30 protein-coding genes and 3 pseudogenes are annotated in these 24290 nt (G+C 63.2%); 17 read left to right on the top strand and 16 right to left on the bottom strand.

All coding sequences use genetic code 11. From position 1 onward, the window contains the following. Nucleotides 1-288: 288 nt before the first annotated feature. Nucleotides 289-660, bottom strand: a complete 372-nt coding sequence (locus tag KBI52_RS13520; RefSeq protein ID WP_210808070.1) for a hypothetical protein — start codon at nt 658-660, stop codon at nt 289-291. A gap of 618 nt (nt 661-1278) precedes the next feature. Between KBI52_RS13520 and KBI52_RS13515 the strand changes: the two genes are divergently transcribed. Continuing rightward, entirely contained in the window at nt 1279-1419 is a 141-nt protein-coding gene (locus tag KBI52_RS13515) for a hypothetical protein (RefSeq protein WP_210808068.1), read from the top strand. 570 nt (nt 1420-1989) lie between these two features. Here KBI52_RS13515 and KBI52_RS13510 read toward each other — a convergent pair. Next, nucleotides 1990-2688: pseudogene (locus tag KBI52_RS13510) on the bottom strand (IS6 family transposase). Nucleotides 2689-2872: 184 nt separating this feature from the next. Between KBI52_RS13510 and KBI52_RS34130 the strand changes: the two are divergent. After that, nucleotides 2873-3064 carry a nucleoside hydrolase gene (locus KBI52_RS34130; protein ID WP_371823168.1) on the top strand — a complete coding sequence of 64 codons (192 nt, stop codon included), beginning with the start codon at nt 2873-2875 and terminating at the stop codon, nt 3062-3064. A gap of 173 nt (nt 3065-3237) precedes the next feature. Here KBI52_RS34130 and KBI52_RS13505 read toward each other — a convergent pair whose 3' ends face one another. Together KBI52_RS13505 and KBI52_RS13500 are read right to left on the bottom strand one after the other, a co-directional pair. After that, nucleotides 3238-3597, bottom strand: a complete 360-nt coding sequence (locus KBI52_RS13505) for a hypothetical protein (protein WP_210808066.1) — start codon at nt 3595-3597, stop codon at nt 3238-3240. 186 nt (nt 3598-3783) lie between these two features. After that, the gene (locus KBI52_RS13500) at nt 3784-4710 is read right to left on the bottom strand and encodes an amidoligase family protein (protein ID WP_210808063.1); all 927 of its coding nucleotides are present in this window, start codon (nt 4708-4710) and stop codon (nt 3784-3786) included. An 807-nt stretch (nt 4711-5517) separates the two neighbouring features. Between KBI52_RS13500 and KBI52_RS13495 the strand changes: the two genes are divergently transcribed. Genes KBI52_RS13495 through KBI52_RS13480 form a run of 4 tightly spaced genes read left to right on the top strand, consistent with a single transcriptional unit; the run spans nt 5518 to nt 9027 of the window. Beyond that, nucleotides 5518-6408 carry a metal ABC transporter substrate-binding protein gene (locus KBI52_RS13495; protein ID WP_210808061.1) on the top strand — a complete coding sequence of 297 codons (891 nt, stop codon included), beginning with the start codon at nt 5518-5520 and terminating at the stop codon, nt 6406-6408. Further along, a complete protein-coding gene (locus tag KBI52_RS13490) occupies nt 6405-7325 on the top strand; it encodes a manganese/iron ABC transporter ATP-binding protein (RefSeq protein WP_210808059.1) in 921 nt (306 codons plus the stop codon). The genes KBI52_RS13495 and KBI52_RS13490 overlap by 4 nt, the downstream gene beginning before the upstream one ends. Continuing rightward, on the top strand, nt 7322-8182 hold the full coding sequence (locus KBI52_RS13485) for a metal ABC transporter permease (RefSeq protein ID WP_305797890.1): 861 nt from the start codon (nt 7322-7324) through the stop codon (nt 8180-8182). The genes KBI52_RS13490 and KBI52_RS13485 overlap by 4 nt, the downstream gene beginning before the upstream one ends. Continuing rightward, the gene (locus KBI52_RS13480) at nt 8179-9027 is read left to right on the top strand and encodes a metal ABC transporter permease (RefSeq protein ID WP_210808055.1); all 849 of its coding nucleotides are present in this window, start codon (nt 8179-8181) and stop codon (nt 9025-9027) included. The genes KBI52_RS13485 and KBI52_RS13480 overlap by 4 nt, the downstream gene beginning before the upstream one ends. A 190-nt stretch (nt 9028-9217) precedes the next feature. Here the strand turns inward: KBI52_RS13480 and KBI52_RS13475 are convergent, their stop codons facing one another. The 4 genes from KBI52_RS13475 to KBI52_RS34125 all read right to left on the bottom strand — a co-directional run bounded on the left by KBI52_RS13475 (nt 9218) and on the right by KBI52_RS34125 (nt 10779). After that, a complete protein-coding gene (locus KBI52_RS13475; RefSeq protein WP_210808053.1) occupies nt 9218-9724 on the bottom strand; it encodes a hypothetical protein in 507 nt (168 codons plus the stop codon). Nucleotides 9725-9848: 124 nt separating this feature from the next. Beyond that, nucleotides 9849-10133: a hypothetical protein gene (locus KBI52_RS13470; RefSeq protein WP_247654371.1), complete on the bottom strand. Its 285-nt coding sequence runs from the start codon at nt 10131-10133 to the stop codon at nt 9849-9851. A gap of 87 nt (nt 10134-10220) precedes the next feature. Then, on the bottom strand, nt 10221-10430 hold the full coding sequence (locus KBI52_RS13465) for a hypothetical protein (RefSeq protein ID WP_210808082.1): 210 nt from the start codon (nt 10428-10430) through the stop codon (nt 10221-10223). Further along, the gene (locus KBI52_RS34125) at nt 10339-10779 is read right to left on the bottom strand and encodes a LemA family protein (protein WP_371823169.1); all 441 of its coding nucleotides are present in this window, start codon (nt 10777-10779) and stop codon (nt 10339-10341) included. The genes KBI52_RS13465 and KBI52_RS34125 overlap by 92 nt, the downstream gene beginning before the upstream one ends. Nucleotides 10780-10992: 213 nt before the next feature. Here KBI52_RS34125 and KBI52_RS13455 point away from each other — a divergent pair, with 213 nt between their 5' ends. Both KBI52_RS13455 and KBI52_RS13450 read left to right on the top strand, forming a co-directional pair. Then, nucleotides 10993-11208, top strand: coding sequence for a DUF1059 domain-containing protein (locus KBI52_RS13455; RefSeq protein ID WP_210808049.1), 216 nt, complete (start codon nt 10993-10995; stop codon nt 11206-11208). A 118-nt stretch (nt 11209-11326) separates the two neighbouring features. Continuing rightward, a complete protein-coding gene (locus tag KBI52_RS13450; RefSeq protein ID WP_210808047.1) occupies nt 11327-11608 on the top strand; it encodes a hypothetical protein in 282 nt (93 codons plus the stop codon). A gap of 96 nt (nt 11609-11704) precedes the next feature. Here the strand turns inward: KBI52_RS13450 and KBI52_RS13445 are convergent. Continuing rightward, a pseudogene (locus KBI52_RS13445) lies at nt 11705-12500 on the bottom strand (sulfite exporter TauE/SafE family protein). 44 nt (nt 12501-12544) lie between these two features. Further along, the gene (locus KBI52_RS13440; RefSeq protein WP_210808045.1) at nt 12545-13408 is read right to left on the bottom strand and encodes a GNAT family N-acetyltransferase; all 864 of its coding nucleotides are present in this window, start codon (nt 13406-13408) and stop codon (nt 12545-12547) included. Here KBI52_RS13440 and KBI52_RS13435 point away from each other — a divergent pair. The 3 genes from KBI52_RS13435 (at nt 13407) to KBI52_RS13425 (ending at nt 14533) form a co-directional block, all read left to right on the top strand. Further along, nucleotides 13407-13631, top strand: coding sequence for a hypothetical protein (locus KBI52_RS13435; protein WP_210808043.1), 225 nt, complete (start codon nt 13407-13409; stop codon nt 13629-13631). The two genes, KBI52_RS13440 and KBI52_RS13435, sit on opposite strands and share 2 nt — an antisense overlap. Before the next feature lie 231 nt (nt 13632-13862). Beyond that, nucleotides 13863-14057: a hypothetical protein gene (locus KBI52_RS13430; protein WP_210808041.1), complete on the top strand. Its 195-nt coding sequence runs from the start codon at nt 13863-13865 to the stop codon at nt 14055-14057. Between the two features lie 101 nt (nt 14058-14158). Then, entirely contained in the window at nt 14159-14533 is a 375-nt protein-coding gene (locus KBI52_RS13425) for a hypothetical protein (RefSeq protein ID WP_210808039.1), read from the top strand. A 445-nt stretch (nt 14534-14978) separates the two neighbouring features. Here KBI52_RS13425 and KBI52_RS13420 read toward each other — a convergent pair whose 3' ends face one another. Continuing rightward, nucleotides 14979-15173, bottom strand: a complete 195-nt coding sequence (locus tag KBI52_RS13420) for a hypothetical protein (RefSeq protein ID WP_210808037.1) — start codon at nt 15171-15173, stop codon at nt 14979-14981. Between the two features lie 86 nt (nt 15174-15259). Further along, nucleotides 15260-16363: a DUF2252 family protein gene (locus KBI52_RS13415; protein WP_210808035.1), complete on the bottom strand. Its 1104-nt coding sequence runs from the start codon at nt 16361-16363 to the stop codon at nt 15260-15262. Nucleotides 16364-16548: 185 nt separating this feature from the next. Between KBI52_RS13415 and KBI52_RS13410 the strand changes: the two genes are divergently transcribed. After that, a complete protein-coding gene (locus tag KBI52_RS13410; RefSeq protein ID WP_262266077.1) occupies nt 16549-17037 on the top strand; it encodes an MgtC/SapB family protein in 489 nt (162 codons plus the stop codon). A gap of 25 nt (nt 17038-17062) precedes the next feature. Here KBI52_RS13410 and KBI52_RS13405 read toward each other — a convergent pair whose 3' ends face one another. Beyond that, complete coding sequence (locus KBI52_RS13405; RefSeq protein WP_210808033.1) at nt 17063-17590, bottom strand: hypothetical protein; 528 nt, start codon at nt 17588-17590, stop codon at nt 17063-17065. Between the two features lie 98 nt (nt 17591-17688). Next, nucleotides 17689-18702, bottom strand: a complete 1014-nt coding sequence (locus tag KBI52_RS13400) for a patatin-like phospholipase family protein (RefSeq protein ID WP_247654369.1) — start codon at nt 18700-18702, stop codon at nt 17689-17691. 584 nt (nt 18703-19286) lie between these two features. Between KBI52_RS13400 and KBI52_RS13395 the strand changes: the two genes are divergently transcribed. Both KBI52_RS13395 and KBI52_RS13390 read left to right on the top strand, forming a co-directional pair. Beyond that, nucleotides 19287-19532, top strand: a complete 246-nt coding sequence (locus KBI52_RS13395) for a hypothetical protein (RefSeq protein WP_315974888.1) — start codon at nt 19287-19289, stop codon at nt 19530-19532. 300 nt (nt 19533-19832) lie between these two features. After that, nucleotides 19833-20627: a potassium channel family protein gene (locus KBI52_RS13390; protein ID WP_262266076.1), complete on the top strand. Its 795-nt coding sequence runs from the start codon at nt 19833-19835 to the stop codon at nt 20625-20627. Nucleotides 20628-20703: 76 nt separating this feature from the next. On the opposite strand, the pseudogene KBI52_RS13385 reads toward KBI52_RS13390, so the two are convergent. Then, a pseudogene (locus tag KBI52_RS13385) lies at nt 20704-21366 on the bottom strand (DUF6766 family protein). Nucleotides 21367-21402: 36 nt separating this feature from the next. Beyond that, nucleotides 21403-21909 (bottom strand): YsnF/AvaK domain-containing protein, encoded by a 507-nt coding sequence (locus tag KBI52_RS13380; protein ID WP_210808029.1) that lies wholly within the window; start codon nt 21907-21909, stop codon nt 21403-21405. Between the two features lie 201 nt (nt 21910-22110). Here KBI52_RS13380 and KBI52_RS13375 point away from each other — a divergent pair, with 201 nt between their 5' ends. From KBI52_RS13375 to KBI52_RS13365, 3 genes are all read left to right on the top strand, one after another. Continuing rightward, the gene (locus tag KBI52_RS13375) at nt 22111-22449 is read left to right on the top strand and encodes a PepSY domain-containing protein (protein ID WP_210808027.1); all 339 of its coding nucleotides are present in this window, start codon (nt 22111-22113) and stop codon (nt 22447-22449) included. Between the two features lie 81 nt (nt 22450-22530). Then, the gene (locus KBI52_RS13370) at nt 22531-23583 is read left to right on the top strand and encodes a YsnF/AvaK domain-containing protein (RefSeq protein WP_247654368.1); all 1053 of its coding nucleotides are present in this window, start codon (nt 22531-22533) and stop codon (nt 23581-23583) included. 105 nt (nt 23584-23688) lie between these two features. Continuing rightward, nucleotides 23689-24276: a YidB family protein gene (locus KBI52_RS13365; protein ID WP_210808025.1), complete on the top strand. Its 588-nt coding sequence runs from the start codon at nt 23689-23691 to the stop codon at nt 24274-24276. Nucleotides 24277-24290 lie beyond the last annotated feature (14 nt).

Genomic DNA, 24290 nt, shown 5'->3' with positions numbered 1-24290 from the left:
AAAGATGCTCAGGGCTGGTTCAGGCATGCCGGCTATGCCCTACACTGAAACCAAAAGCCCTTTAGTAGTCAGTCGATGGGCAAAGGGTTTGCCACCCACGATTGAAACCACCAGATGGCCGCAGCCTCAATAACCATGACAATGCGAATTCACAGGATCTTGGGGCAGCACAGGATCATGTGAGTGATTGTGCAATCGGACAAAACGGACAAGCAACTCCTGTAGCCGGAAGCGCAGGCGACTGGGTTCCGGCACACACATAGGGCTGAGGCGGAACCCGGGCCTGGATCAGGCGGCAAGAAAGAGCTCCTTCTGTCGCCAAGCGGCGCAGTCTCGTCGTCCATTCGGGCGTGCGGTCGCGATGCGCTCCTGGAAGCGGACCTGGGCTTCCTTGAGCAGACGGCGTTTGCGGGCCAGAGGCTGGGAGGCTGCTGTGGTGTCCTGCACAACAGCAGCCGCTGCCGCGTACAGGTCGGCTGTTGCGGCATCCAGGCCAGGATCTCGCTCGAACAAAACCACAAGGCTCGCCAGGTGCTGTCTGAGGAGCGTCTGCAATTCACGGAGGTAGGGTAGCTCTCCTCCGAACTCAATGGCCTTCACAGTTGGCGAGATCAGGGCCAACTTCTCTTCAATTGTGTCGGTGAATTGGTTCTCCTCCATGAGCAACCGTCTCCAGGTACGAGGAAGCCCGCCCAGCCCTTGAAGCACATGGAAAAGCATGCGCCCTCATGGTTAACCAACGGTTTCAAACGATCTGGGAAAGCGCCAGAACGGAACAGGCCGATATACGCCTTCGGCACACTTTCCTCTCCTGAGGCGACTGGGGTCGATGAACGGCCAAGCCGGTGGCGGCAAAGGGCGCGTCCTTGGTACGAGCGTCGCTCTTCACACCCCGTTTCAGGGACGGCCTCAATCATGGGCGGACCGTCCGCTCCCGTGGGGTAGGAGCGAGGTGGGCTCATAGGCGCTTAGAGGATCTCGGCAAAGACGTCCTTGAGAAAGGACTTGCTCTCTCGTTGCGGTTGGTTCCCCCCTTGGGGATTGCTGATGGCTTGAGGTGCCAAGCCCTCAAAGGCTAACCTCGCAATGCGTTCACCAAAAAGAATAATTGCTCAGCTTCGGATCGCTTGGTTAAAAGTTGGGCGATGAATCAGACCGAGACCCATCTTGCTCATGATCTAGCGGCGCACCTGTGCAATTTAGTGGCTCTCGCCTGTGCCGTTGGGCTTCTGGCTGTAGCGTTCAACACTGTTCGTATGTGAGCCATCAGTGAAGGTCATGAAGCAGCGCCCTAACATGTACGCCGAGGCCCAAGCTCCTGATCCATTCGGCCTTCCGTTCGCGCGCTCGATCGAGTGGGCTGGCCTGATCGGCGGCCTTGCCCTCTTTGGATGGGCCCTGAGGATCGCGACGCAGTAGATAGCCGCCAAACCGTCACAATCCCAAGCAAGTTTGTCGCTTCGGCTTCGCCCGGCATCATCTCGCAATGATCCCGCTCCCGAGGCCGCGGCACCGGTCAGCACTCCGGTTTCCTCAGTCGATGCGAGCGGCCTTTGCAGGAGATCTCGCTGGCCGGTGCCACTTTTTAAGCAGTCTAGCAAATCGCTAGCGTGGGCGGAGGGACTCAAACCAGGAACTAGTCCGTAATGAGCGGCCGGCTCTGACAATTGAGCTACAGGCCCCGCCCTCTGCCTATCGTCAGCGGATGACCTCTGGCTTCCCATCTCGACTTGATCCTGAAAGATTAGGCCCGAGCTCTCGCTATTCCATAGGTGCCGGTGCTTCTTCCCTCTGAGAGGCGGTTGGGCCCGCCTCGACCAGACGCGCGAATTCGGACCCCTTCCGGTCACACTCCGCCGCCATCATCCCTCTGCTTGGTAGGAGAGCTTTCATGGCAACAGAGCGCTTTTCGGACGACGAGATCACCGCTCGAGGCTTCGTCGCAAATCCGGAACAGGGGCGAGAATGGAGCAGGTCTTCATGACACGCTCATGCGGCGAGCCTGTCAAACTGCTCTGAGAGCGATAGCTGCCTATTGCAGGCATACTTCGCCTGCTGCTTGCGCATCATATGCACCATCTCGATGCCGCCAAGGATCACACGGGCAGTGGCCGCGGACTGGAGCCCGAGCATCGGTCGGACCCGGCGCTTGATCGCGCGATGATCCTGCTCAATTCGGTTATTCAAGTAGCGGCTCTGCCGGATTCGGATCGGCTGTTGCCGGCGCCTTGAGCAATCCTGCAGACGGCTCTCTGCATCACACAACAGGATCGCTTCTTTGTTGGTCTGGCTACCATCGATCACGATCCGCTCGGGCCGGCCATGCCGCTTCAGCGCCTTGCGCACGAAACGCTTCGCGGCAGTGAGGTTTCGCCGCTCGCTGAACCAGAATTCCACCGTGTCGCCGTTGCTGTCGATGGCGCGGTACAAATACCGCCACTGGCCACGAACTTTGACGTAGGTCTCATCAATGTGCCACTTCCCCACGACGGCTCTCTTCCGCTGGTTGTAGCGATCCAGAAGCAGCGGGGCATAATGCACCGTCCAGCGATGGATGGTTGCGTGATCGACAGAGATGCCGCGCTCAGCCATCATCTCCTCGAGATTTCGCAGGCTCAGGTTCTAGGCGAGATACCACCGGACGCAGAGCAGGATCACCGATCGATCAAAATGCCTGCCCTTAAACACTGTGTCCTCCGCCATTGAGATACGGGAGAACAATACCTGAAACTCTGAAACAAATTGTTTGCGACGGATCCACAAGGTCGGTCCGATCTTTGCGAAACTCCTCACCTACACCAAGCAGTTTGACTGGCTGAAGTACGGAGCTGACCGCGCCCCGATGCACGATCCAACGACAGTTGTCTGACTATTGCGACCCGAGTTGTTCTCGGGCCTCCCTGTGAATGTCGAGATTGAGACGACCTCTCCTCTGACAACTGGGATGACTGTGATCGATTGGTGGGGTGTCACCAACCGGCAAAAGAACGCTTACGTGGTCCGTGATGTTGATCCGGAAGGCTTTTACGATGTGATTTTCGAAAGCTTCCGCCATCTGCCCTGATGCCCCAGGATCGGGACATTTTAACTTTGCGCCTACAGCGCAACGATCGGTAACAAGCATTATGGAACTTAAAACGATCCAGAGCTGTGCTGCAATGAGGTCCTTTCCGTGACCGATCGCATCGGAGAGATGCTACTGTAGTCCGGCTATCTCGCGGGACCATCTAATGACAGTCAGTCGCGTCTCAGGAATTCCAATCCAGGTGGAAGGTCATGCTCTTGGCGTGCGGGCCTCATCGCCTTAATGGGGAACTTTGGTCTGGATGGTACCTCGTCCATAATCCAGGCCGACTTTCCATCTGGTGTCTCTAGCGGGCATGCCGCTTCGACGTGGAGCATGGCTTCCTGCAGCCATTCAGCCAACTGCTCGGCAGAGAACTGCGACAGGTAGCGTTGGTCTCTTTCATGGAAGGCGATCTCCAGGTTTCCGCCGCCTCTGTCGATCACCTGGATCATGATGTGATCGAGGAGGCGCTCCTCGATGAGGTACCCGTCCATCTGGGCGGCTGCGATCGGACCGGTGACCGTGACCAACCTCTTCATGCCATAACCCCTCTGAAAGGCTCAGGCGAGTGTAGGCAGCACCTGTGACGGAGTGGTACGCAATCCTGCAAACATCCTTAATCGCACAAGAGTTGGTGCCCAACACATCGCTGGTGAAGAAAAGCGACTGCTTTGGGCGCTTGAATGTAAGGGTGTGCTTTGCCAGCTGGATGGGGTTCAAGCCGATGGGCTCAGGGCCACCCTCCCCTTCTCGCCAGGCTCTTCCAAATGTGAGGCGAGACGCTCCACGAGTAGCCAGCGCTCCCAGTCCGGCATGATGCTCCATGCAAAATCGCTCAGGTGCGCCTGCGGCAGCCGATAGTGAAACACTGGCCGGGAACCGATCTTCTCATGGGGCAGAACGGAGCGCACCCGCTGCTCATCGAAGTGGGCGAGAAGCGGCAGAAGATCGAGCCCTCGTTTTCGGGTCGGGTTCGCCACTAGGTAGTCATCCGTCAGGGTCGGCAGGTCAGGCCAGTAGTCCGGATCGAGCACGCGTTGCTTGTAGGCTTGCGGGTAGTCAGGCGGAAGGACGAGCGCACGCCGAAAGCTCCCGCGTACAATCTCCTGTCGGAGGCGATCGCTGACCAGAAGGAAGGCTTTGAGAAACGCCGTCACCGTCGCTGCGTCGAGGCGCGGTGGATCGATGTTGAAGTGGAGCCCTAGCGAATCCCAAAGCACAGCCCCATGACCATGAGCTCCTGCAGTCCGCAAGCTGGACACGGCCAGATCCATCTCCTGGAGCCGGCCGATGGGTATGGGTGCGGTGATGAGCTCCCGCGGGACGAAAGGCGAGGCCACTGTGCCGAGCCATGCGGCCATGCGACGACCGAGCCTCACACCGAGTTCTGGATGTCGATCAGGGTGGACGTGCCGCAGGTCGGTTTCGACCAGCAGGTCGCCCAGACCAACGCCGCTGACCCTGAAGGCATGCGGATCTTCAGCCTGGCAGGTTCCGCCAAGATCAATAGAAAGGGCTTGGGCAGCGGCCCGTGCGCTCGGACCCAAAAACTCGATCTCGACGCCGACCCGCCGCAACGAGCCGTCTGCCGCAATTAGGGTGGGAGGGCCGAGTGCATCAGCGTCTATGGCAGCGTCGTTCATCATTTCCAGATATGGGGACGATGGTGTCCGACCTCAATGAACGATCCTGGAGCTCCCTCACTCTACGAGCCGCTGATGAAGGCGGAAGGAAGCTTCATCTATGCGCATTGTTCCCCACGCAGATACCTCGTGAGGATGATACAAAATTTCTGCTGGATCTTGTAAAGCTTGCAACAGCCGCTCCGAACCAACAAATGACAAGAGCGCCAGCTTCCAGGGGATCTCCCGAGATGTCCGATCCGCTGCTGGTTTCTGCCAGTCCACCCGCACGCGAGTGCACCTATAACCTGTTCCGAAACAGGCAGCGGCCTGACCTTTTCTGCGCTGTACCGGAACACCGCCCCGTTCCCAGCTTTCTTGCTCCGAAAGACTGGACGTTTGAACGGTCGCTCCGTGCAGCAGAACCAGCGCCTGCGGGCTTCGAGGATCGGGCTGCCACGGTCGGCGTGCGGTTCAACGGCTTCTATCTGTTTCACGTCACAGCTTCGCCAAGCAGAATGGCTGCTTAGCCATGCGCGAGCGAGCCGCATGCGCGTGCCACGGGCTATAGGTCTTGACGCATACCGAAGCAGAGTCTGCAGCCGTAACTCCGCCGGGAAACCTTTGGTGAAGGATTACAGCATCCGCAGCAGATTGTTGAACTGCATTGAGCGAGTCATGCGCGAGGCGGACGAGGCGCATTGGAGGCACAGCACCCATCCTTCAATGATATCAGCTTTCGGCCATTAGCGCGGCTAAACCGAGGAAGCTTGTTGCAAATAATTTGCAACTGCATAAACTGCTGGGACGACTGTTGAGGAGACCCTGATGAAGCTTCCTCCCGTGCTGCTGGTCCTTGCAACCTTGTTCGCCGCTGCGTCATCCGCTCAAGGAGCTGAGGGCAAGTTCAAGGTTGTCACGACGTTCACGGTCATTGCCGACATGGCGCAGAACGTGGTTGGCGACGCAGCCATCGTGGAATCAATCACCAAGCCTGGAGCGGAGATCCACAATTACCAGCCGACGCCAGGCGACATCCTGCGGGCACAGGACGCCAAGCTCATCCTGTGGAATGGCCTCAATCTGGAACTCTGGTTCGAGAAGTTCCTCCGCAACCTGAAGGAGGTTCCCAGCGTCGTGGTGTCCGAGGGGGTGAAGCCGATGGGGATCCAGGAGGGCCCCTACACCGGCAAGCCCAACCCCCATGCCTGGATGTCGCCCAGCGATGCCCTCATCTATGTCGACAACATCCGCGACGCGCTCGTCAAACACGACCCCGGGAATACTGAGACCTACCGGGCCAATGCAGAGGCCTACAAGGCACGGATCCAGGCCACCGTCGCGCCGATCCGGTCGACCCTGACGGCGATCCCCGAGCAGCGGCGCTGGCTCGTGACCAGCGAAGGCGCGTTCAGCTATCTTGCCCGCGACTTCGGCCTGAAGGAGTTCTACCTCTGGCCGATCAACGCCGATCAGCAGGGCACGCCGCGGCAGGTGCGCAAGGTCATTGATGCAGTGCGCGCCAACAGCATCCCAACTGTGTTCTCGGAAAGCACCGTCTCGCCCGATCCGGCGAAGCAGGTCGCCCGCGAAACCGGCGCCAAGTACGGGGGTGTCCTCTACGTTGACTCCCTGAGCGACGTCGCGGGCCCGGTGCCGACCTATCTCGATCTTCTGCGGGTCACCTCCGAGACCATCGCCAAGGGGCTCACCGAATGAATGTAACCGCCCAACGAGCCGGCCCCCGTTCAGGCGCCGTGGGCGCGGGTCTGGCTGTGAGCGGCGCAACAGTCACCTACCGCAACGGGCATACCGCGCTTCGCGACGTGAGCTTTGCGATCCCGCGCGGCACAATCACCGCCCTAGTGGGGGTCAACGGCAGCGGCAAGTCGACCCTGTTCAAAGCCGTCATGGGCTTTGTCCCCGTCTCGCCTGGATCGATCTCGATCCTCGGCAGTTCCGTCGCGCAAGCCCTCAAGGGCAATGTCGTCGCCTATGTGCCCCAGAGTGAGGATGTCGACTGGAACTTCCCCGTCCTGGTCGAGGACGTCGTGATGATGGGCCGCTATGGTCACATGAACCTGCTGCGCCTGCCCCGGCGCCAGGACCAGGAGGCGGTGGACGTGGCGCTGGACCGGGTTAGCATGAGCCCCTTCCGGAAGCGTCAGATCGGCGAACTCTCAGGGGGGCAGAAGAAGCGGGTCTTCCTGGCACGCGCCTTGGCGCAGGACGCCCACGTCATTCTCCTCGACGAACCCTTCACCGGCGTCGACGTGACCACAGAGGAGGCGATCATCGCGCTGCTCCGCGGGTTGCGGGATGAGGGCCGGGTGATCCTGGTCTCGACCCACAATCTCGGCAGTGTTCCAGAGTTCTGTGATCGAGCGGTTCTGCTGAATCGGACCGTGCTCGCTGCCGGGCTGACGGAGGAGGTGTTCACCCAATCGAACCTGGAAAGGGCCTTCGGCGGCGTGCTCCGGCACTTCGTCTTCGATGCCGCCCGTCACGCGGGCGCCGCTTCGGTCGACGTCATCTCCGACGACGAGCGGCCGCTGATCATCTACGCGGACAAGGCCCCGGATGGGGCAAACGATACGACAGCCGATGCGCCTGCCGCAGGGAGCGAGCACACTTGATGGCCCAACTGCTTGAGCCGTTCTCCTACGAGTACATGGTCAACGCTATGTGGGTGAGCGCCCTCGTCGGGTCCGTCTGCGCCTTCCTCTCCGCCTATCTGATGCTTAAGGGCTGGTCGCTGATCGGCGATGCGCTCTCGCACTCCATCGTTCCGGGCGTCGCCGGCGCCTATATGCTCGGCCTGCCCTTCTCCGCTGGGGCGTTCCTCTCCGGTGCACTGGCAGCCGGCGCCATGCTGTTCCTGAACCAGCGCACGAAGCTCAAGGAAGACGCCATCATCGGGCTGATCTTCACTTCGTTCTTCGGCCTCGGGCTGTTCATGGTGTCGCTCTCGCCCACCTCCGTGAACATCCAGACGATTGTTCTCGGCAACATCCTGGCGGTGACGCCCGAGGACACGCTGCAACTCGTCATTATCGCAGGCGTGTCTCTCGCCATTCTGCTGGTGAAATGGAAGGACCTCCTCGTTACCTTCTTCGACGAGAATCACGCCCGCTCGGTCGGCATCAATCCCTCCGCTATGAAAGTCCTGTTCTTCACCCTTCTGAGCGCTTGCACGATTGCGGCGCTGCAGACGGTTGGGGCCTTCCTGGTGATCGCCATGGTGGTGACGCCGGGTGCCACCGCCTATCTTCTGACCGACCGCTTTCCGCGGCTGATCCTGATCAGCGTGGCAGTCGGCGGACTTTCGAGCGGCATCGGCGCCTATCTCAGCTACTTTCTCGATGGCGCCACCGGCGGCGTCATCATCGTCCTGCAGACGCTGGTCTTCCTGACCGCCTTCGTCCTCGCGCCCAAGCATGGGCTGCTCGCCGCTCGCCGGCGCATGCGGGCGGCATCGGAGGCGAGCCCATGATTGGCCTGCTCGACACGCTCGCTCGGCCCTTCACCTTTCCGTTCCTGCGCGAAGCTCTCGTGATCGCCCTGCTCGTTGCGGTGCCGGCGGCACTGTTGTCGTGCTTCCTGGTGCTCAAGGGCTGGTCGCTGATGGGCGATGCCATTTCGCATGCGGTGCTGCCCGGCGTTGTTCTTTCCTATATCGCGGGCCTGCCCCTGGCGGTGGGCGCCTTCGCGTCGGGCATGATCTGTGCACTCGCCACTGGTTATCTCAAGGAGAACAGTCGCATCAAGGAGGATACGGTCATGGGCATCGTGTTCTCCGGCATGTTCGGCCTCGGCATCGTGCTCTACACCAAGGTCGAGACGGAGGTGCATCTCGACCACATTCTCTTCGGCGACATGCTTGGCGTGGCTTGGCCGGATCTGTTGCGGAGCGGGATCATCGCCGCGGTCGTTCTGGTCATCATTGCCCTGAAGTGGCGGGATCTGCTGCTCCATGCCTTTGATCCGCAGCAGGCCCAGGCCATGGGGCTGCCGGTGCGGCTTCTCCACTACGGCTTCCTGTCCCTGCTCTCCCTGACGATTGTGGGTGCACTGACTGCGACCGGCATCATTCTGACCATTGCCCTGCTGATCACGCCGGGCGCGGTGGCGTTTCTCCTGACAAAGCGGTTCGGGACGATGCTGGTCGTGTCGGTGCTGGTTGCCGTGGTCGCATCCTTCACTGGTGTCTATCTCAGCTTCTTCCTCGACAGCGCCCCCGCCCCGACCATTGTTCTGCTCATGGCCGGCACCTTCGTTGCAGCCTTCGTTCGCCAGCATGGCTTCAGCCTTCGTCGGAGCGTCCGCGCTGCGGAGTGACGGCACCCATCGGCACCGCTTCAACGCGTTAGCGGAATGGAAAGCCGCAACCAGCATTGCTGCTTGATCCTGTCCGACAATCAAATCGGCCTACATGCGCTTGGCGGCAGTTAACGTGTCGCATTAACCCAGCTATGAGAGCGAGCCGCGTAGATGGGCCGCCATGCCAAGCTCGTCAGCTACAGGCGCCCTAGAAAACTCCGGCAAGCCAACCCTGAACCGTGGTGAGTAGCGGATGCTCGTCCCGCGAAGCGGGTGATACGGCCCGCTTCTGCACGCCCTCCAGGCGTGTCCTCACCTCCTCCGGCGCAAGCGCGTCGGCCTGGCGCCCGATGGCCAGCGCGCCCTCAAGGGTCGCCAGACGGTCCCGGAACGGCTGGCGCCATCTCAGGCGCGTTGAGATGTAGATTTCCCGCGCGCGCTCCACCTCCGGCGTGCCGGCGCAGGCCAGGCGGGTCACATATGGCAACAGGAGCTGACGCTCCTCGTCATTAGCCTCGTCGTTCAGCTGCATCGCCAGCGCGCAGATCGGGCGCGAGAAGCAGTTCGGCATGTCCTGCACGGAGCGGACGGGCCGGTACGGAAAACCGGCCGCGACGACGGCCGCTTCGTTGATGCAGGTGCCGCCATCCTTGCCTGGGAACGTGTGCGAGCCCTGTTTGAGCTTCCAATTCAGGATGTGGTCGAAAGTGTCCATGGCAGCCATCCTTGTGGCGTGCCCCCACCTTCGAATGGTGATCTCCCCGCCTCGCCTCTGTCAATCCGACACTGCTCTTCGGAGGCCGCATTCGGGCCCTGTTCGCGGCTAGGCGAAGCCTTGCCTACTGCTCGGTGAAGAAGGTCAGCAGGACCTTGCCCTTCTCGCTAATCAGGCAGACGAAGCGGTTGGGCTTGTCGGTCTTCTCGCGCTGGAGATAGGCGTCGCCCATGATCACCATCTTTACCGGGGTGTCCTCCACCTTGGTGTTTGCCTTGGAGATCGCCAGCCCATCGATGTCGAAGGTCAGGTCCTTGATCGCCGGGGACCGCTCCTTCAGGGCCACCAGGCCGGCCAACCGGCAGGCCTCGACCTCCTCCGGCACCTGGGCTTGAGCCGATCCAGTCATGATCGCGACTGCGAGCAACGCTGACAGGCTGAATTACCGCATCATCCACTCTCCTCTGGGTCCGTTGTTCCTTGCAGGCGCACCGGGCTACGGTCGGGCTGGAGCCGGCGGCTGCTCAATTTCAGCCTGCGCAAAGGTGGTCAGGGCCTTGGCCTTCGAGTTGAGTAGTGCGGCAACCCAGGCGCCTGAGAACCCGCGCAATTCCTCATTGTGGGCACGGACCGCGCTGGTGAGATCGCTGCGGGCCACCACCAGCCGGGCCTCCTGACGCTGGAACTCCCGCAGCCGGTTCTGCAAGGCCGTGTCGCCCGTGAGTTTCGGGATAGCGCTTGACGGTCGCGTACAGCCGCTCAAGGGCATCGGAGAGCCGTTGCTGGGCCTGCTCGTTGTGGCGGAAGCGCTCTGGCTCGGCCAGGAACCCGTCCGCATTGCGGATGGCCACCACCTCGTCGTGGGCCGCCATGACCTCAGCCAGCACCTCGCGCTCAGCCGGTGCCTTGCGGCGCACCGCCTCAACCAGCGGCGGTACCTGATCGGCGCGTTGGCGGTACTGGTTCTGGACCTCGCTCCAGGCCTGCTGTGCCCGTTCCCTCAGGGCGGGGACATCGCCATGATCGCAGGCTGCCAGGGCGAGGAGCAATCCCACGGCAACACACCATCGTCCCAGGTGTTGAAGCACCGCCTCCTCCGGCCATGAAAGACTGCCCGCTCCCGGCAAGCAGCCCAGTGCTGCTCCTAGCCCCGTAACCCGGCTCAATCTTCCTGGTTCCCAAGACACGGCGACACGGAAGCACGATGGACCCGGTCTTAGAATCAGGGGCGCCTGACGGGCGGGGTTGCTGCGATCATGGAAGCTGCCATGGAACGCGAGTTCATCGACTGCCGTGCCTTTGCGAGCGAGATGAACTGCTCGATCACCATCATCGCCGATACCAAAGCCGAACTGCTCGACGCAGCCGTGCAGCATGCGGTGGCGGTGCATGGGCACCAGGACACGCCTGAGTTGCGTGAGCAGCTCCGGGGTGCGATCCAGGACGGCATGCCCGCCGAGGCGGCGCCACCCCGCGCCGCCTGACAGGCTTCAAGCCACCAGCTCCAACACTACCTCTTTTGGAGCAGGTTGCGGCTCATCGCGGCTCCTCCCACGTAGCAGCGAGAACACGGCAAGAGCCGGTTGGCATCGGAGGAAGCCTATGCCCACCACGTCTGGACAGTTCTCTCGTTCGGCCATGGGGAACGCTCCCCGCGTGTACCCGTCCGACATCCAGCCCTTGTTGCAATCGATCCTCGCTACCCTGGCCGACATCGACCTCGTGCATGAGACCGAGGTGGCGATCGTCAGGAACAGCACCGCCGACGAGTGGCTCAAGCAGAGCGTGATCCGCAGGCTGGAGGAACGCCACCGCAAGCGGCGGGCGCCGTATGTCCGGCAGCTCGAGGCCGTGGAGGAGCGCATCCGGGCGCTCGCCGCCTGAGCAACCGCAGCGGCTGACAGTGACCCTCGCGTGAGGGTATGGGTCATGCACCGGTGAGAAAGCGGACCGCAATGGTCCGATCGTCCCCTTATGACGTCAGCCGTGCCGCCAGACCTTCACGGCTGAACCCTGCAGGATGACTGCCAGGGCTGGAAGCAGGACGGCATCGGGAACGACGCCGAGCAGGAGGCCGCCGATGAGCGCGCCGGTAACCGAACCTGCGGCCATGGTGAGCAGGAAGGCATGGTTGCGGCCGAGAACCGCAAAGCTCCGGTCACGGCTGTAGCGGGTGAACCCAACGAGCATGGTCGGTAGGCTCACGGCGAGAGACAGGCTCCCGGCCAGCTTGACGTCGGTCCCGAACAGCAGCACCAGGGTCGGGATCAGGAGTTCGCCTCCGGCCACGCCGAGCAGGGAGGCGACGATGCCGATCACGAACCCGGCAACGATGCCGGAGACGAGTTGCGCCGCCCCGATCAGCAGGGGCTGTCCAGCGCTCGCGTTATGGCCGAACACCAACACCCCCGCGATGGCGACCAGAAGCACCGCGATTGCCTTGTAAAAGGTCTCGGATTTCAGGCGGGTCGCCCACCCGGCGCCTACCCAAGCCCCCAGGAGGCTGCCGGCCAGGAGGTTGAGGATGACAGGCCAGTGGGCTGCGATGAGTCCGAAGGGCACGGTTCCGGCCCGGAACGGCAGCGCCGAGGACCACCACAAGGCTCGACGCCTTGTTCAGGATCGCGGCCTCGAGGGCAGCGAAGCGGAACAGGCCGATGAGCCGCGGCAGCCGGAACTCGGCGCCACCGAGACCGATCAGCCCGCCGAGGATGCCGATGACGGCCCCGCCACCAAATGCGGCGGGGAGGTTCCGATGCTGCAAAGGCTTCTCCATAACCCTTGTCATGACGCCTTAGTAGAAACCCTTGTCATGACGCCTTAGTAGAGGACAGAGGGGAAGTAGCAGCTCCTTGGCTCCTGATAGTGGCCCATCGTCATGAGCGTCATCGGCTTGATGGCCCTCATCCCTTGGTGCAGGCACCAGCGGAACAGGTTGGTCTGCCGCGTCGGCAGGAGCAGGGAGAGCGGCTCCGGGCTCAAGGCTCCCGCGCCGGCCAGGAGCGCCCGCATGTCCAACTCGGTCTCGGCGACGCCATGGTTCATCAGCCAGAACGTCGCCGCCGAGAGATAGCCCGTGATGCGGCCCTCCCGCTCGACCACGAACGGGGCAAACAGCTGCAGTGCCTCCTGGAGTTCGTGGGTGCGCTCGACGCCATGGACGGCGGTGCAGAGCGCTCCGCAGGCGTCCGCGTCTGCGGCGATCATCGGCCGGACGGCATAGCTCAGATCAGGTCCGCTACGGGGCGTGCCCTGCATTAACAGGAGCGGCTCTCGAACATCAAACCCGAGCGCGGCGTAGAGTGACATCGAACGGGTGTTGAAGGCATCCTGGACGAGGCGCACGCCCAGAGCGTCGCCTGCCCGGGCCAGGGCGGCCTCCATCAGCCGCCGCCCGACACCGCTGCCCTGCACGAATGGATCGACGGTGATCGGCCCGATGCCGCGGATCGGATCGCCTTCGGCCATGAAGTTGCTGCCGACCACCCGCCCGTCCAGCTCCGCCACCACGCCATAGATCGATGGAGCCTCAATGAAGGTCGTCGCAAGCTGCGCTCCCGCCTCTACCGACGGGAAATCCCATGGGAAGCCGTGCTGGTCCGCGATGCCGCTGAAGGCCTCGAAGATGATGCGCCCGCACGCCTCGGCATCGGCGGGTGTGGCGGGGCGGATCACTGGGGTCATGGCCGCCTCTCGTACTTTCAGTGCCTCCATTGCATCGGTGTCGGCAACGGGGGTGCATCGCCAGCCAGATTCCCGCAGCAGCCCGCCTCAGGCAAATGAGATTCCGAGCCAGATTACGATGAAGGCAAGGGAGCTGGTGATGGCCGCCCACTCCGAGGCCGTCAGCCTACCTGAAGGGGATGCCGAGGAATTGCTCATGACCATGGTAACCCCCATCACTTGATGGCCTTCGTTGCCGCCGAGAACATGCGAGGCGCTCAATCGCACCTTTCTTACGGTACGGTAGAACGCTGGGCTTGGATGTGCTGGGTGACACATTCGTTGCCAAGCTCGGCCTCGCTGTAGCGATCGCTCCCAGTGAGGAGATCAGCTGCAGCAGCCCTGGACGAACGCGCCAGGGCAACCGGGGTGCTGACCGCCGCGTTCTACTCCAGACTTGCTAGGGAGGAAGATTATGGCCATCGAAAAGCCCGTCACCGTTCATCCCGACAAGCCGAAGCTCAATCCAGGGGACCAAGCCGAGCTTGGCACGCCCGGAGCAGGCGAGAACATCTGCCGGGAGTGCCAGGGCAGCGGAAAGCTTGGAGAGAAGGACTGCCCGATCTGCGGCGGCACCGGTGTGGTCATTGAGGAAATCGGCGGCGGATAGGATCTCCAGTCACACGTCCACCCTCAGGTCGAACGCAGTCCTGTCGCACGCTTGCCGTTCATGGCGCGACCCTCGTTGAGCAGCCGATGAAAGAACTGCCCATGGCGAAAAGCAAAACCAAGGTCCCCAAGAGGATTGCCGGCGTGAAGGTGCCGAAGGGCCTGCGCAAGTCCGGGTGGCTCGATCCTCTGCTGGCCGACCCGCAGACGCGGGAGATCCTGGCCGATGTACTGATCGCCGCAGCCGGAGCGGCCGCCGCAGCCCTGGTGAAGGAGCGTCCAAGCATGCGGCAGGTCGGCGACGCCGGCGGAGCGGCTCTCGGAGCGGGTGCGGAGGCGGGCTCGGCCGCACGAGAGCTGGTGCGGGAAGCCGCCAGTGCGACCGCCGGTGTGATCACCAATGCCGCCAAGGCGATCCTGCCAGCCTCGCTGACCAGCTCCGAAGTGCCTGTGAGAGGCCGGAAACGCCGGACCTGACGTCCAGGCCCTCCAAGACGAGGCCCGATGGCGACTGACAACACCGGCTCGCCGCCGCCGGATCAAAGACCTGATGGTGAGCGACCGATTGTAATCGGTTTAGGCTCATCCCACCTGTGGACCACTCAGCCCTCACAACCAGAGCCTGCCGATGCCCGACGGATGCGGATCGCACCTGACACCCCGCAACCACGCTGCCGCTCTGGAACAAGCGGCATCGGAAGAGGCTTGCCTGGCCGAAGAACTCACTTTCCTGGCGACCTTTCTGGAAGACCACGGATGCCCGTGCGTGGCGGCGGCCGTCCGGCATTCCGCACGGCATCGTTGCGTGCAAAGCCTGATCCAGAAGGCTCAGGCAGTTGGAGCGAAGGTCATCTGAGTCGAGCAGGCTCGTGCGACCCAGGTCCGGTGTTCCGCTCGAAGGAGCATGGAGCGGCCCGCACGGTTAGCTCTCGGCCTGCTCCCCTTCCTCCTCCGCGAGCAGATCGTCGAGATCGTCGGCAAGCTGAAGGATCTGCCCGGATCCGGTGTGGTAAACAGCGACATCGCCCGTTTCATCCTCGATCTGAAGCTGGTACTCGCCGTCATGGCGGGTGACGGTGATGTTCGTCAGTGTCTTGGTGAGCGGAAATTGGGCCATCGAGTCCTCCGTGAGGAAAGCTGAACGCCTGACCCTCACGCGAGATCCACCTTGACCGGACAGCATCGGAAGCCGCGCGCCGCACATCACGAGCCGCGCAGAAACGTTTCGTAGTCCTGCTGGACACGCGCCGCGGCCAGACATGATGCTGTCCGCAGCCAATCGTCGGGCAGCCGCTCAAGACAGGAGCGGATCGGCGCGGCTCCACCCGCGGAGCCCAGGTGAACGTTGGCCAATTCCCGTCCCATCGCATGCAGAAGATGCTTCTGGTCAGGGGCATGCTCGACCTCATCGATCTCGACCTTACGCGCCTCAGGCGAAAGCCGCCGGACCACCCAGCGCTCGCCGATGTGCAGGGCCGGATCCGGTGCCCGACAGGCCTGCTCCACCGCTCGGCGGGACGGGCCGATTGGAGCGTCGACCTCGGATACGGCGACATGCACGGCCGATGGGATCGCGGCTTTGGCCTCGCGGGCCACAAGGCCGCCGCACCACTCCGCCACGGCCATGAAGCGGGGGCGGCCCAGGCTCCCGAGACCGGCCAGTCGGCGGAAGAACCGGACCGAGGTGGCTCCCGCCGGGAGATGCGACCGCAGAAGCTCACGTGCCTCCTCCGGGACGGCATGCTCATTGACTTCCTGCTGCTTCAAGAGTTTGCGCCAGTATCTCTGGGCGCTGTTCCCGGTGGCGGCGGCGAGGTCGCGCAGCCAAGCGTGCCGGTCCTCCAGGATGAACGGGTCGGGGCCAAACTTCAGATGCGCCCAGTAACCTTCCAGGATCGTGTCCGCCGCCTCAAAAGCTGTGAGCTGGAATGCCTCCCGCCGGACTTCGAGCACGGCGCTCGTGGCGAGCCGCACGAGGTCGCTGGTGACCGGCAGTTCAGCCGCCTCGTCGAAGTCGTTGATACCCCAGACCAACCGCCCCTCGCGGTCTCGCCAGGTGCCGAAGTTTTCCAGATGGATGTCGCCGACGATCAGCAAGGGCGGTGCGGATCGGACTGCGTCAGGCACCGCCGCGAAGTGATGGGACCAGCGGTAAAAGGTCCCCCGCAGAAAGGCGAAGGGACTCTCGCGCATCTTCACCTGCTTGAGCTTAAGACCCGGCCCGTCGAGGGTGCAGTAGTGGGCCATCGAGGCGAGATAGGCTCGTGTCGCGGCCTCAAAGGAGGGGTCTGCCCCCTGCTGGATCATTGACATCTCCTCCATCGCGCTCTCGGCCAAAACTGTATCTGGGGTCCTAACGTCCACGCACCGCGGAGATCTTCACCGCATGGTTCCGAAACTTAGGCAGGAACATCCCTGACAACAGCCAAGTTTGTGTTCTGACAATCAGCAATGCAAGTTCTGACAATCAGCAATGCAAAGGGAAACAAGGCGTGGAGCAGGTCCTGGGAACCTCGGTTATTCCGTTCAACGAGATGCTGTGGCGCTTTGGCCTGGCGTCTGCCTTCGGGCTGTTGCTCGGCCTCGACCGCGAGGTGCGCGGCATCTCGGCTGGCGTGCGGACCCACATGCTGGTGGCGCTCAGTTCGGCCATGACGATGCTAATTGCCCTGGAGCTCTACGAGGAGGTGTCGGCCCGGGGACAGGGCGACCCGGACCCTACCCGGGCCATTCAGGGGCTGGCTCAGGCCATCGGGTTCCTGTGTGCCGGAGTGATCTTCGTGGCCAGAGGCAGTGTTTACGGCCTCACCACCGCGGCGAGCCTTTGGATGACGAGCTCCATCGGCATGGCCGCCGGGGCCGGCATGTATCAGATCGCCACCGCCGGGATCATCTTCGCTGTCCTGATCGTCTCGGTCATGTGGCTTGTGACGCGGCATCTCCCGACAAACACCAGCACCTCCCAGCAGGAGGACCGCTGAGCCCTGTCGACCGGGCAGCGATTGGTCAGGCTGAGGGAGGTACAGCCGGAGCGGCTCCAGAGGTGCCGAGGGCAGCTGCGATCTCGGCCAGAGTTGCCTTCTCGGCATCGCTGACCGCCACCCCGCCGAAGCCTAGGAAGCCACCCTCATTGCCGGCCTCGGCCGCCTTGCGGGCGACCTCGTTGAGCCAGGCCTTGAACCCCGCCGCGTCTTCAGGGGCCTTGGTCTCCACGAGCGTCGACACGGCGCGCAACTCCTCGATGGCCCTGCTCTTCAGTTCACCGAGTTGCGCGCCTTTGAACTGGGCCTGCATCCGGTCGCGGGCGGCGGTTCGTGTCTCCGGGGTGGTAATGTCGTCGGCCACCGCCTTGACGAGCGCGTTCTGCTGGCTGCCCTGTTTAGCCTCCAGCAGGGCCCAACCACCCGACATAGCCTCCTTCAACAAGCCCCAGAGGCCGCTCGGGTCGGCGGCGGTGATCGCCATGCCGGCCACCATCGGGCTGGCCACGACGCGGGCCCATTCCTCGGGTGTGAAGCTTGCCTTGCCTGCCATCTCTTTCCTCCGTTTGTGGGAGCTCAATGGCCGGGCCCGGACTTTGTTCCTGACTTGCAATCCGCCAGGGGAGGGAGGATCCAGCGCCCCGTTTGCCCCTATTCCTGACTGAGCCATCGCTCCGCTGCTCGGCGGCCGGCATCCCGGAGCGCTAGCAGGAAATTCCAGTCCAGGTTGAGCGCACTGGCCTCGCAGAGGGTCGGATACTCCGCCTCCGCCGCAATGTGATGGAGCCGCAGCTTTTGCAGCTTGCGGGCCAGGCGAGAGCCCTGCTCGTGAGGGCCGGCAAGTTGCTTCATGGCAGCCAGCGCGTCCATGTCCCGCGCCAGCGAGCTGGCGAACGTGATCTGTTCGATGCGCTTTCGGATCTCCGACGCAGAGGTTGGCATCTCCGCCCCGATCGAGGGCATGATCTGCACCACGAGTGCATCGGAGGCGCGGGAAGCAGACACCAACGGGAGCAAGGGTGGATTGGCCGAGTATCCGCCGTCCCAGTACGCCTCACCATCAATGGACACCGCATGGTGCAGGACTGGCAGGCAGGTCGAGGCGAGGATGACGTCGAGGGTGACAGCCTTTTCGCGGAAGATCCGCAGTCGCCCATCCCGCACCCGCGTCGTTGCGATCAGCAGCTTAAGCTTTGATTGCTCCCGCAGGGTTTCAAAGTTGATCTCCTCTGCCAACAGTGTCTTCAGCGGATGCAGATTGAACGGGTTGAACTGATATGGCGAGAGATGGCGGACAGCGACCTCAACAGCGAGCCCAGAGTGGGCTCTGGGTGCCGCCTCACTGGCACGTCTCCAGAAGCGTTCGAGACCTGCTCTCGCGGCGCTTGGCCCGCCCTGCGCTAGTCCGGAGGCGAGCAGAGTGGCGTTCACGGCACCGGCGCTGGCGCCACTCACCGAATCGAAGGTAACGGTCCCGTCCTCGAGCAGGCGGTCGAGCACGCCCCAGGTGAAGGCTCCAAACGATCCGCCGCCTTGCAGGGCCAGAGAGATCCGCCTCTTCTTCGCGGCAGCCCTGCGCGGGGAGGGCCGACGGACTGGAGCATGGATCTCAACCTCATGGTGCAGGGGGAAGACAGCGAGATAGTCGTCTGGGGCAAACTTCATAGAGCCTCGTTGTGCAGCGCACCATAACAGTGCCGGGCATCAACGAAGGTGATCGCTGATGGTTGCTAAAACCAGGAGCGGATCAGGGTTGTCCTCACCGAAGGTCTTGTCTGACATGCGTGCCGAGTGGTCTGCAGGCATTTTCCTGTGTTCCTGCACGGGCCTGTTGCATTTCTGGTTTTGCGGTACTGCGACCGGAAACGCTCAGTCCGCCGGAACAGAACCAAGCTGGCTCAGGTTTAGGACCTGCTTCTCACATCGAGCAATGAGGTCTTTCATGTTCCTGTCGCTCCTGCCTCAGGCAGCTGAACACATGCAGCACACGATCCCGCATGCGGACCTGGTACGGATCACCCGTGCCAGGCACACCGGGCTGATCGAGGCAGGGCGCCAGTACAGCGACGCCATCGCGGCGGGGGTGGAGAGGCCGATGTCTCAGGGGTGGAGCGCCACATTAGCCGAAGCACCCGCTGAGGCCCCAGAAGCACCCCACTTGTGACAGCATGGCAAGCGGTAACGGCAAGGCTGTCCTGCGACGGGCATTCAGGCAGCTGGAACATGAAGTGCCCGGCAAGGTGGCGCGTGTGCTTCGAAGGCTTCGGCATCCGGACGCCCGCTGGATCCGCATTCCGGCCGGGGTGCTCCTCGTGCTGGGCGGCATCTTCTCGATCCTGCCCTTCCTGGGCATCTGGATGCTGCCGCTCGGGCTCCTGCTGATCGCCTATGACGTAGCGTTCCTGCGGGAGCCGGTCGGCCGGTTTACGCTCTGGGGGATCAAGAAATGGCGGTCCCTTCGGCAGCGGTTCTTTCCGAGGCAGTCGGAGGACTAGATGGCAGGAACGAGGTTGGCCGTAAGCGTAAGGTGGACCCTGTCTTGAGCGTGTCAAAGGGAACGCGGAACGCGCGGGAACATCCAGGCTGCTTCCAGACGGCGTGGCGTCTGGCACTCGCTGTTCCCTGCAAGTCCGGCGCCTCTATGCTGCCCGTCAAGGGGACGGCTGTAGGGAGAGTTTGTAGATGACCATGCCGAAACGAGCGCTTGCCGCTACGGGATTCAGCGTTCCTGGTGTCAGTGTGAGGCCAGGCCCTGTCGGGCGCCCGCCAGTTCGCGCAGCCGGGCAGTAGAACCGGTGCGCCCGCGATCAAGTACCCTGGGCCGGTTTCGGCTCCGGCTGCGGCGGCTGTTCTACGGCCATCGCCCGGCCGCGGTCGCCTTCCAGGCAGGCCTGCTGGCCATCGATATCATGGCCGTCAGCTACTTCGTCGCCACCAGCTTCGTTGCCGATGCAACTTGGCTTCGCGTGATCGACCTGCTGCTTGGGGTGCTGCTCGCGTTGGAGTTCCTGGGCCGCATGCTCGCCCACCGCCACCCCATGGCCTACCTCGACAACGGTGCGGCGCTGGTCGACCTCGTGGTCATTGCCTCCCTGTTCGTGTCGGCGCTCGGTGGCAATCTCGGCTTCCTGCGTGTCCTGCGCACCGTCCGGCTGATCCGGTCCTATAACGTGCTCGGCCAGCTCAAGCGGCGCTTCCCGCTGGTGCGGCGCAACCTGGAGGTGATCCACGCCGCCCTGGACTTGTGCGTCTTCGTGTTCCTGATTGCCTCGGTGGTCTACGTCAGCCAGCGTGGCGTCAATCCGAAGATCGAGGACTTCATCGACGCGCTCTACTTCACGGTGGCGGCGCTCTCCACCACCGGCTTCGGCGATGTCACGCTGATGGGCAGCACCAGCGGCGAGTTGCTGTCAATTGCCATGATGCTCGTGGGCATCAGCCTGTTCCTGCGCTTGGCGCAAGCCGTGTTCCGCCCCGGCGGCAAGGTGCTCTACCCGGGCCCGCAGTGTGGATTACAGCGTCACGAGCTGGACGCGGTCCACTGCAAGGCCTGCGGCCACGTGCTGAACATTCCAAACGACAACGATTGAGGGACTGTAGGGGCGGACTTGCACCCTCTGCGCACGTTCGGCCGACCCGATTCGCCGTGAGTGATGCTGCCTCTGATCAATGCCCGGTCGCCCCGTGCGGGGCGGCCACGGGTTTTGACTCGGGCGAGCCCCGCTCGCGCAGGTAGATGCCGAGAACCAGCAGCACGCCGATCGACAGGAACTCGCTCTGCCAGTTCTGGAAGCTCTCATACCAGAACTCCGGCTCGGCGAGAGTGTCGATCATGGTCTGCACCGGCTGATGATGCTGAAGGGCCTCCTCGTTCATCCGGCGTGTGCTCCCCGCCAGGTGGAGCCAGAAGGACAGAATGAACAGCCCCACCAGGGCGATGCTCAGCGAGTGCGAGTAGAGCTTCAGCAGCAGGCCGCCGCGGTGCACAGGCCAAGGAGCATCCGGGTCGCGGCGTCTGGCGGACGGCGGTTAATCCTCGGGATTGCTCTCGTCGGGCTTCTTGGACTCCGAGGCGCCCTTCTGGAACAGGAACACCGTCAGCAGCACGTACATCGCCATCTGGAGGAATTCGCTTTCCCAGTTCTCGAACGTCGCCGAGATGAAGTGGCCACTTCTGAGATAGCTGCCGAAACCGATCGCGGGCAGCTCGTGCAGGCGCAGTTCCTCGGCATGGGCTCTCCAGCCGGTCAGTGCCTGGCCAATAAGGGAGATCAGAAACAGGGCAAATAACGTGACCGACAACCCATTGTCCCGCAGGAACCGACGCATACGCCTACCCTCACGCTTGCGAACTGCTACGGTTGATTAACGCGGGATGGGGGTGTCAGTTTCCGGTTCTGTCCCTCCTTCATTGATGGTCGTGCCATCCGAAGGCTCACGCTCGACGATGGCGCGCTGCTTGCGTAGGGTGACCGGCACCTCGACGGCTTCGGTTTCGATGCGGCGCCGGATGTGCAGTTCCTCCTTGAGCACGAGCTGCTTCGTGACGACGAGGACTTCCTCGAGCACCGGCACGATTGTGACATCGCCGGCGGTCCGGATCTCGGGCGCGGTCTCGACCACCCTGTCGATGGGCACACGAGTGACTTCGACGTCCTCCCGCTGCACGGACGCGTGAGCCAACTCCTCGACTGTGCCGGTGACCGTCCGCACCCGCACATGCCCGATTACGACCTGCCGCTTGTCGATCGTTGCAGTCTCCTCGACGAGCGGGATGATCTCCTCCGCCACGGTTCGGGAACCACTCCTCAGGACATCATCAAGGACAGGCACCTGCTCATCCAGGGGCACGTTCGGGTTTGGGTCGGCCATCGATCCTCTCACGCTCAGCGACAACCAACGGGCGGTGGGAAGGGGAGTTCCCGGCTCTGAAGAGGGATCAGCGGCATCGTTCGGGAACAGCCGTGCCGCCTCCTCCGCAGGAATAGCCTCCTGCCCACAAGCCTGGCAGTCGGAACCGTCACGCTAGTCGCACATTGAGCCCCTACATGTTTGACACAGAGGAGAAGCACCTTGAGACGCCTCGGCTTTGCAACTCTGGCCGTCCTATCGGCCCTGACCACGGCGGCGATGGCCCAGACCTCGGCGACCCAGCCGACGAACAACACTGGCTCGTCCAATCCTGCGGTCACCCACAAGCCGGCCGACAGCCCGCAGACCACCGGTGCGGTCGAGCCCGGTGCGAACAGCTTCACGGAAGCACAGGCGCGCTCCCGCCTTGAGGCAAAGGGCTTCAGCAACGTCACCGAGCTGCGCAAGGACGATCAGGGCATCTGGCGCGGCAAGGCCCAGCGCGACGGCAAGTCCGTCAGCGTGGGCATCGACTACAAGGGCACCGTCCAGACCCAGTAAGTCCGATCTTCATCACCCATTCCAGCCAACAATCAGGGTGCCAGCGTACAGCTGCACCCCATCCGAGAAAGTGGAACGAACATGACGACCAAAACCATCACGGCATTCTTCGACAGGTACGAAGATGCCTCCGAAGCCGTCCGCCGCCTGGAGGCTGCCGGCGTTTCTCACGGCAACATCAGCCTGATCGCCAACAACGAGGGTGACCGCTACTCGTCGCATGCCAGCCGCACCTTCGATGGTACGAACCATCATGATGACGATGTCAGCGACGGCGCCGGCACGGGTGCTACCGTGGGCACGCTCGCCGGCGGCGGCGCCGGCCTGCTTGCCGGTCTCGGCATGCTGGCCATTCCGGTGCTCGGCCCCGTGGTGGCGGCGGGATGGTTGGTGTCCACTCTCGTTGGTGCCGGGGCCGGCGCGGCCATTGGCGGACTGACAGGTGCGCTTGTTGACGCCGGCGTGGACGAGAATGACGCCCATGCCTATGCCGAGGGCGTCCGCCGCGGCGGCGCCCTGGTGACGGTGCGTGCCTCCGACACGGAGGTGGACCGGATTGTCGATATCCTCGATGACGAGGGCACGGTGGACTTCGACGAGCGCGAGAACACCTGGCGCTCCGAGGGCTGGACGGGCGCCGGCGCCACGACGGCGAGCACCACCGCGACAGGCGCGACCGGGCTGACGGACCGTGCGTCGTCCACGGCGCGCGACACCGATGAGGTGATCCCAGTCGCCGAGGAAGAGTTGCACGTCGGCAAGCGCGAGGTGAACCGCGGGCGCGTGCGTCTGCACTCGCGGGTGATTGAACGGCCCGTGCAGGAGCAGGTCACTCTGCGCGAAGAGCGCGTCAACGTGGAGCGCCGCCCAGCCTCGGGGGCAACGCAGGCTGGCGCCATCGCTGGCGATCCCTTCCAGGAGCGCACCATCGAGGTCGAGGAACGGGCCGAGGAGGCGGTGGTTTCGAAGGAAGCCCGCGTCGTCGAGGAAGTGGTGGTCCGCAAGGAAGCCGAGCAGCGCACCGAGACGATCTCCGACACTGTCCGCAAGACCGAAGTCGATGTGGAGGATGAACGCGGCACCACTGTTTCCCGCACGGGCACCACGGGTAATCCGATTGATCGAAATCGCTAACGATCCTGAGGAAGCCCGGTCCTGGCCGGGCTTCTTCCCTCGCTCCAGGCTGTTGGCCCGGAGCATCACGTTATGCCGTGAGACGCTACGAAACAGGAGATTGCGATGGGACTGCTGGATTCAATCCTGGGCAACATGATGGGAGCCGGAGGTGCCTCGATGCAGGGGCGCGGCGGAGCAACCTCGCCGATCGTCAAGGCATTGATGATGCTGCTGGCAGCCAAGGCCTTCCAGCACTACCGTTCCGGCTCACAAGGTGGTGGTGGGCTCGGGGACATCTTGGGTGGCCAGGGTGGCCTTGGCGGGATGCTCGGCGGACAGGGCGGAGGAATGCCTGGTGGTTTGGGCGGTGCCCTCCCGGGCGGACTAGGCGGCTTGCTGGGTGGATTGCTCGGTGGAGGCGGTGGTCTCGGCGGGGGTGGTCTGGGTGGTCTGCTCGATCAGTTCCGCCAGAACGGCTATGGCGACCATGTCGACTCCTGGGTCGGCACGGGCCAGAACCGACGGCTCGCACCGGACGAGCTCTCGCAGGCGCTCGGGCCGGACACGCTCGACGAGCTGGAGCAACAGACTGGGCTGCCGCGCCAGCAGCTTCTGTCCGAACTCTCCGAAGAACTGCCCGATGCGGTCGATCAGTTCACACCGGGCGGTCGCCTGCCGACGGAACAGGAAGTCTCCTCCCGCTGGTCTTGAATGTTGGGATCACC

The organism is Microvirga sp. HBU67558, from assembly GCF_018069605.1.
In the GTDB taxonomy this organism is placed as follows: domain Bacteria; phylum Pseudomonadota; class Alphaproteobacteria; order Rhizobiales; family Beijerinckiaceae; genus Microvirga; species Microvirga terrae.
This window is presented reverse-complemented; position numbering and strand designations above follow the sequence as displayed.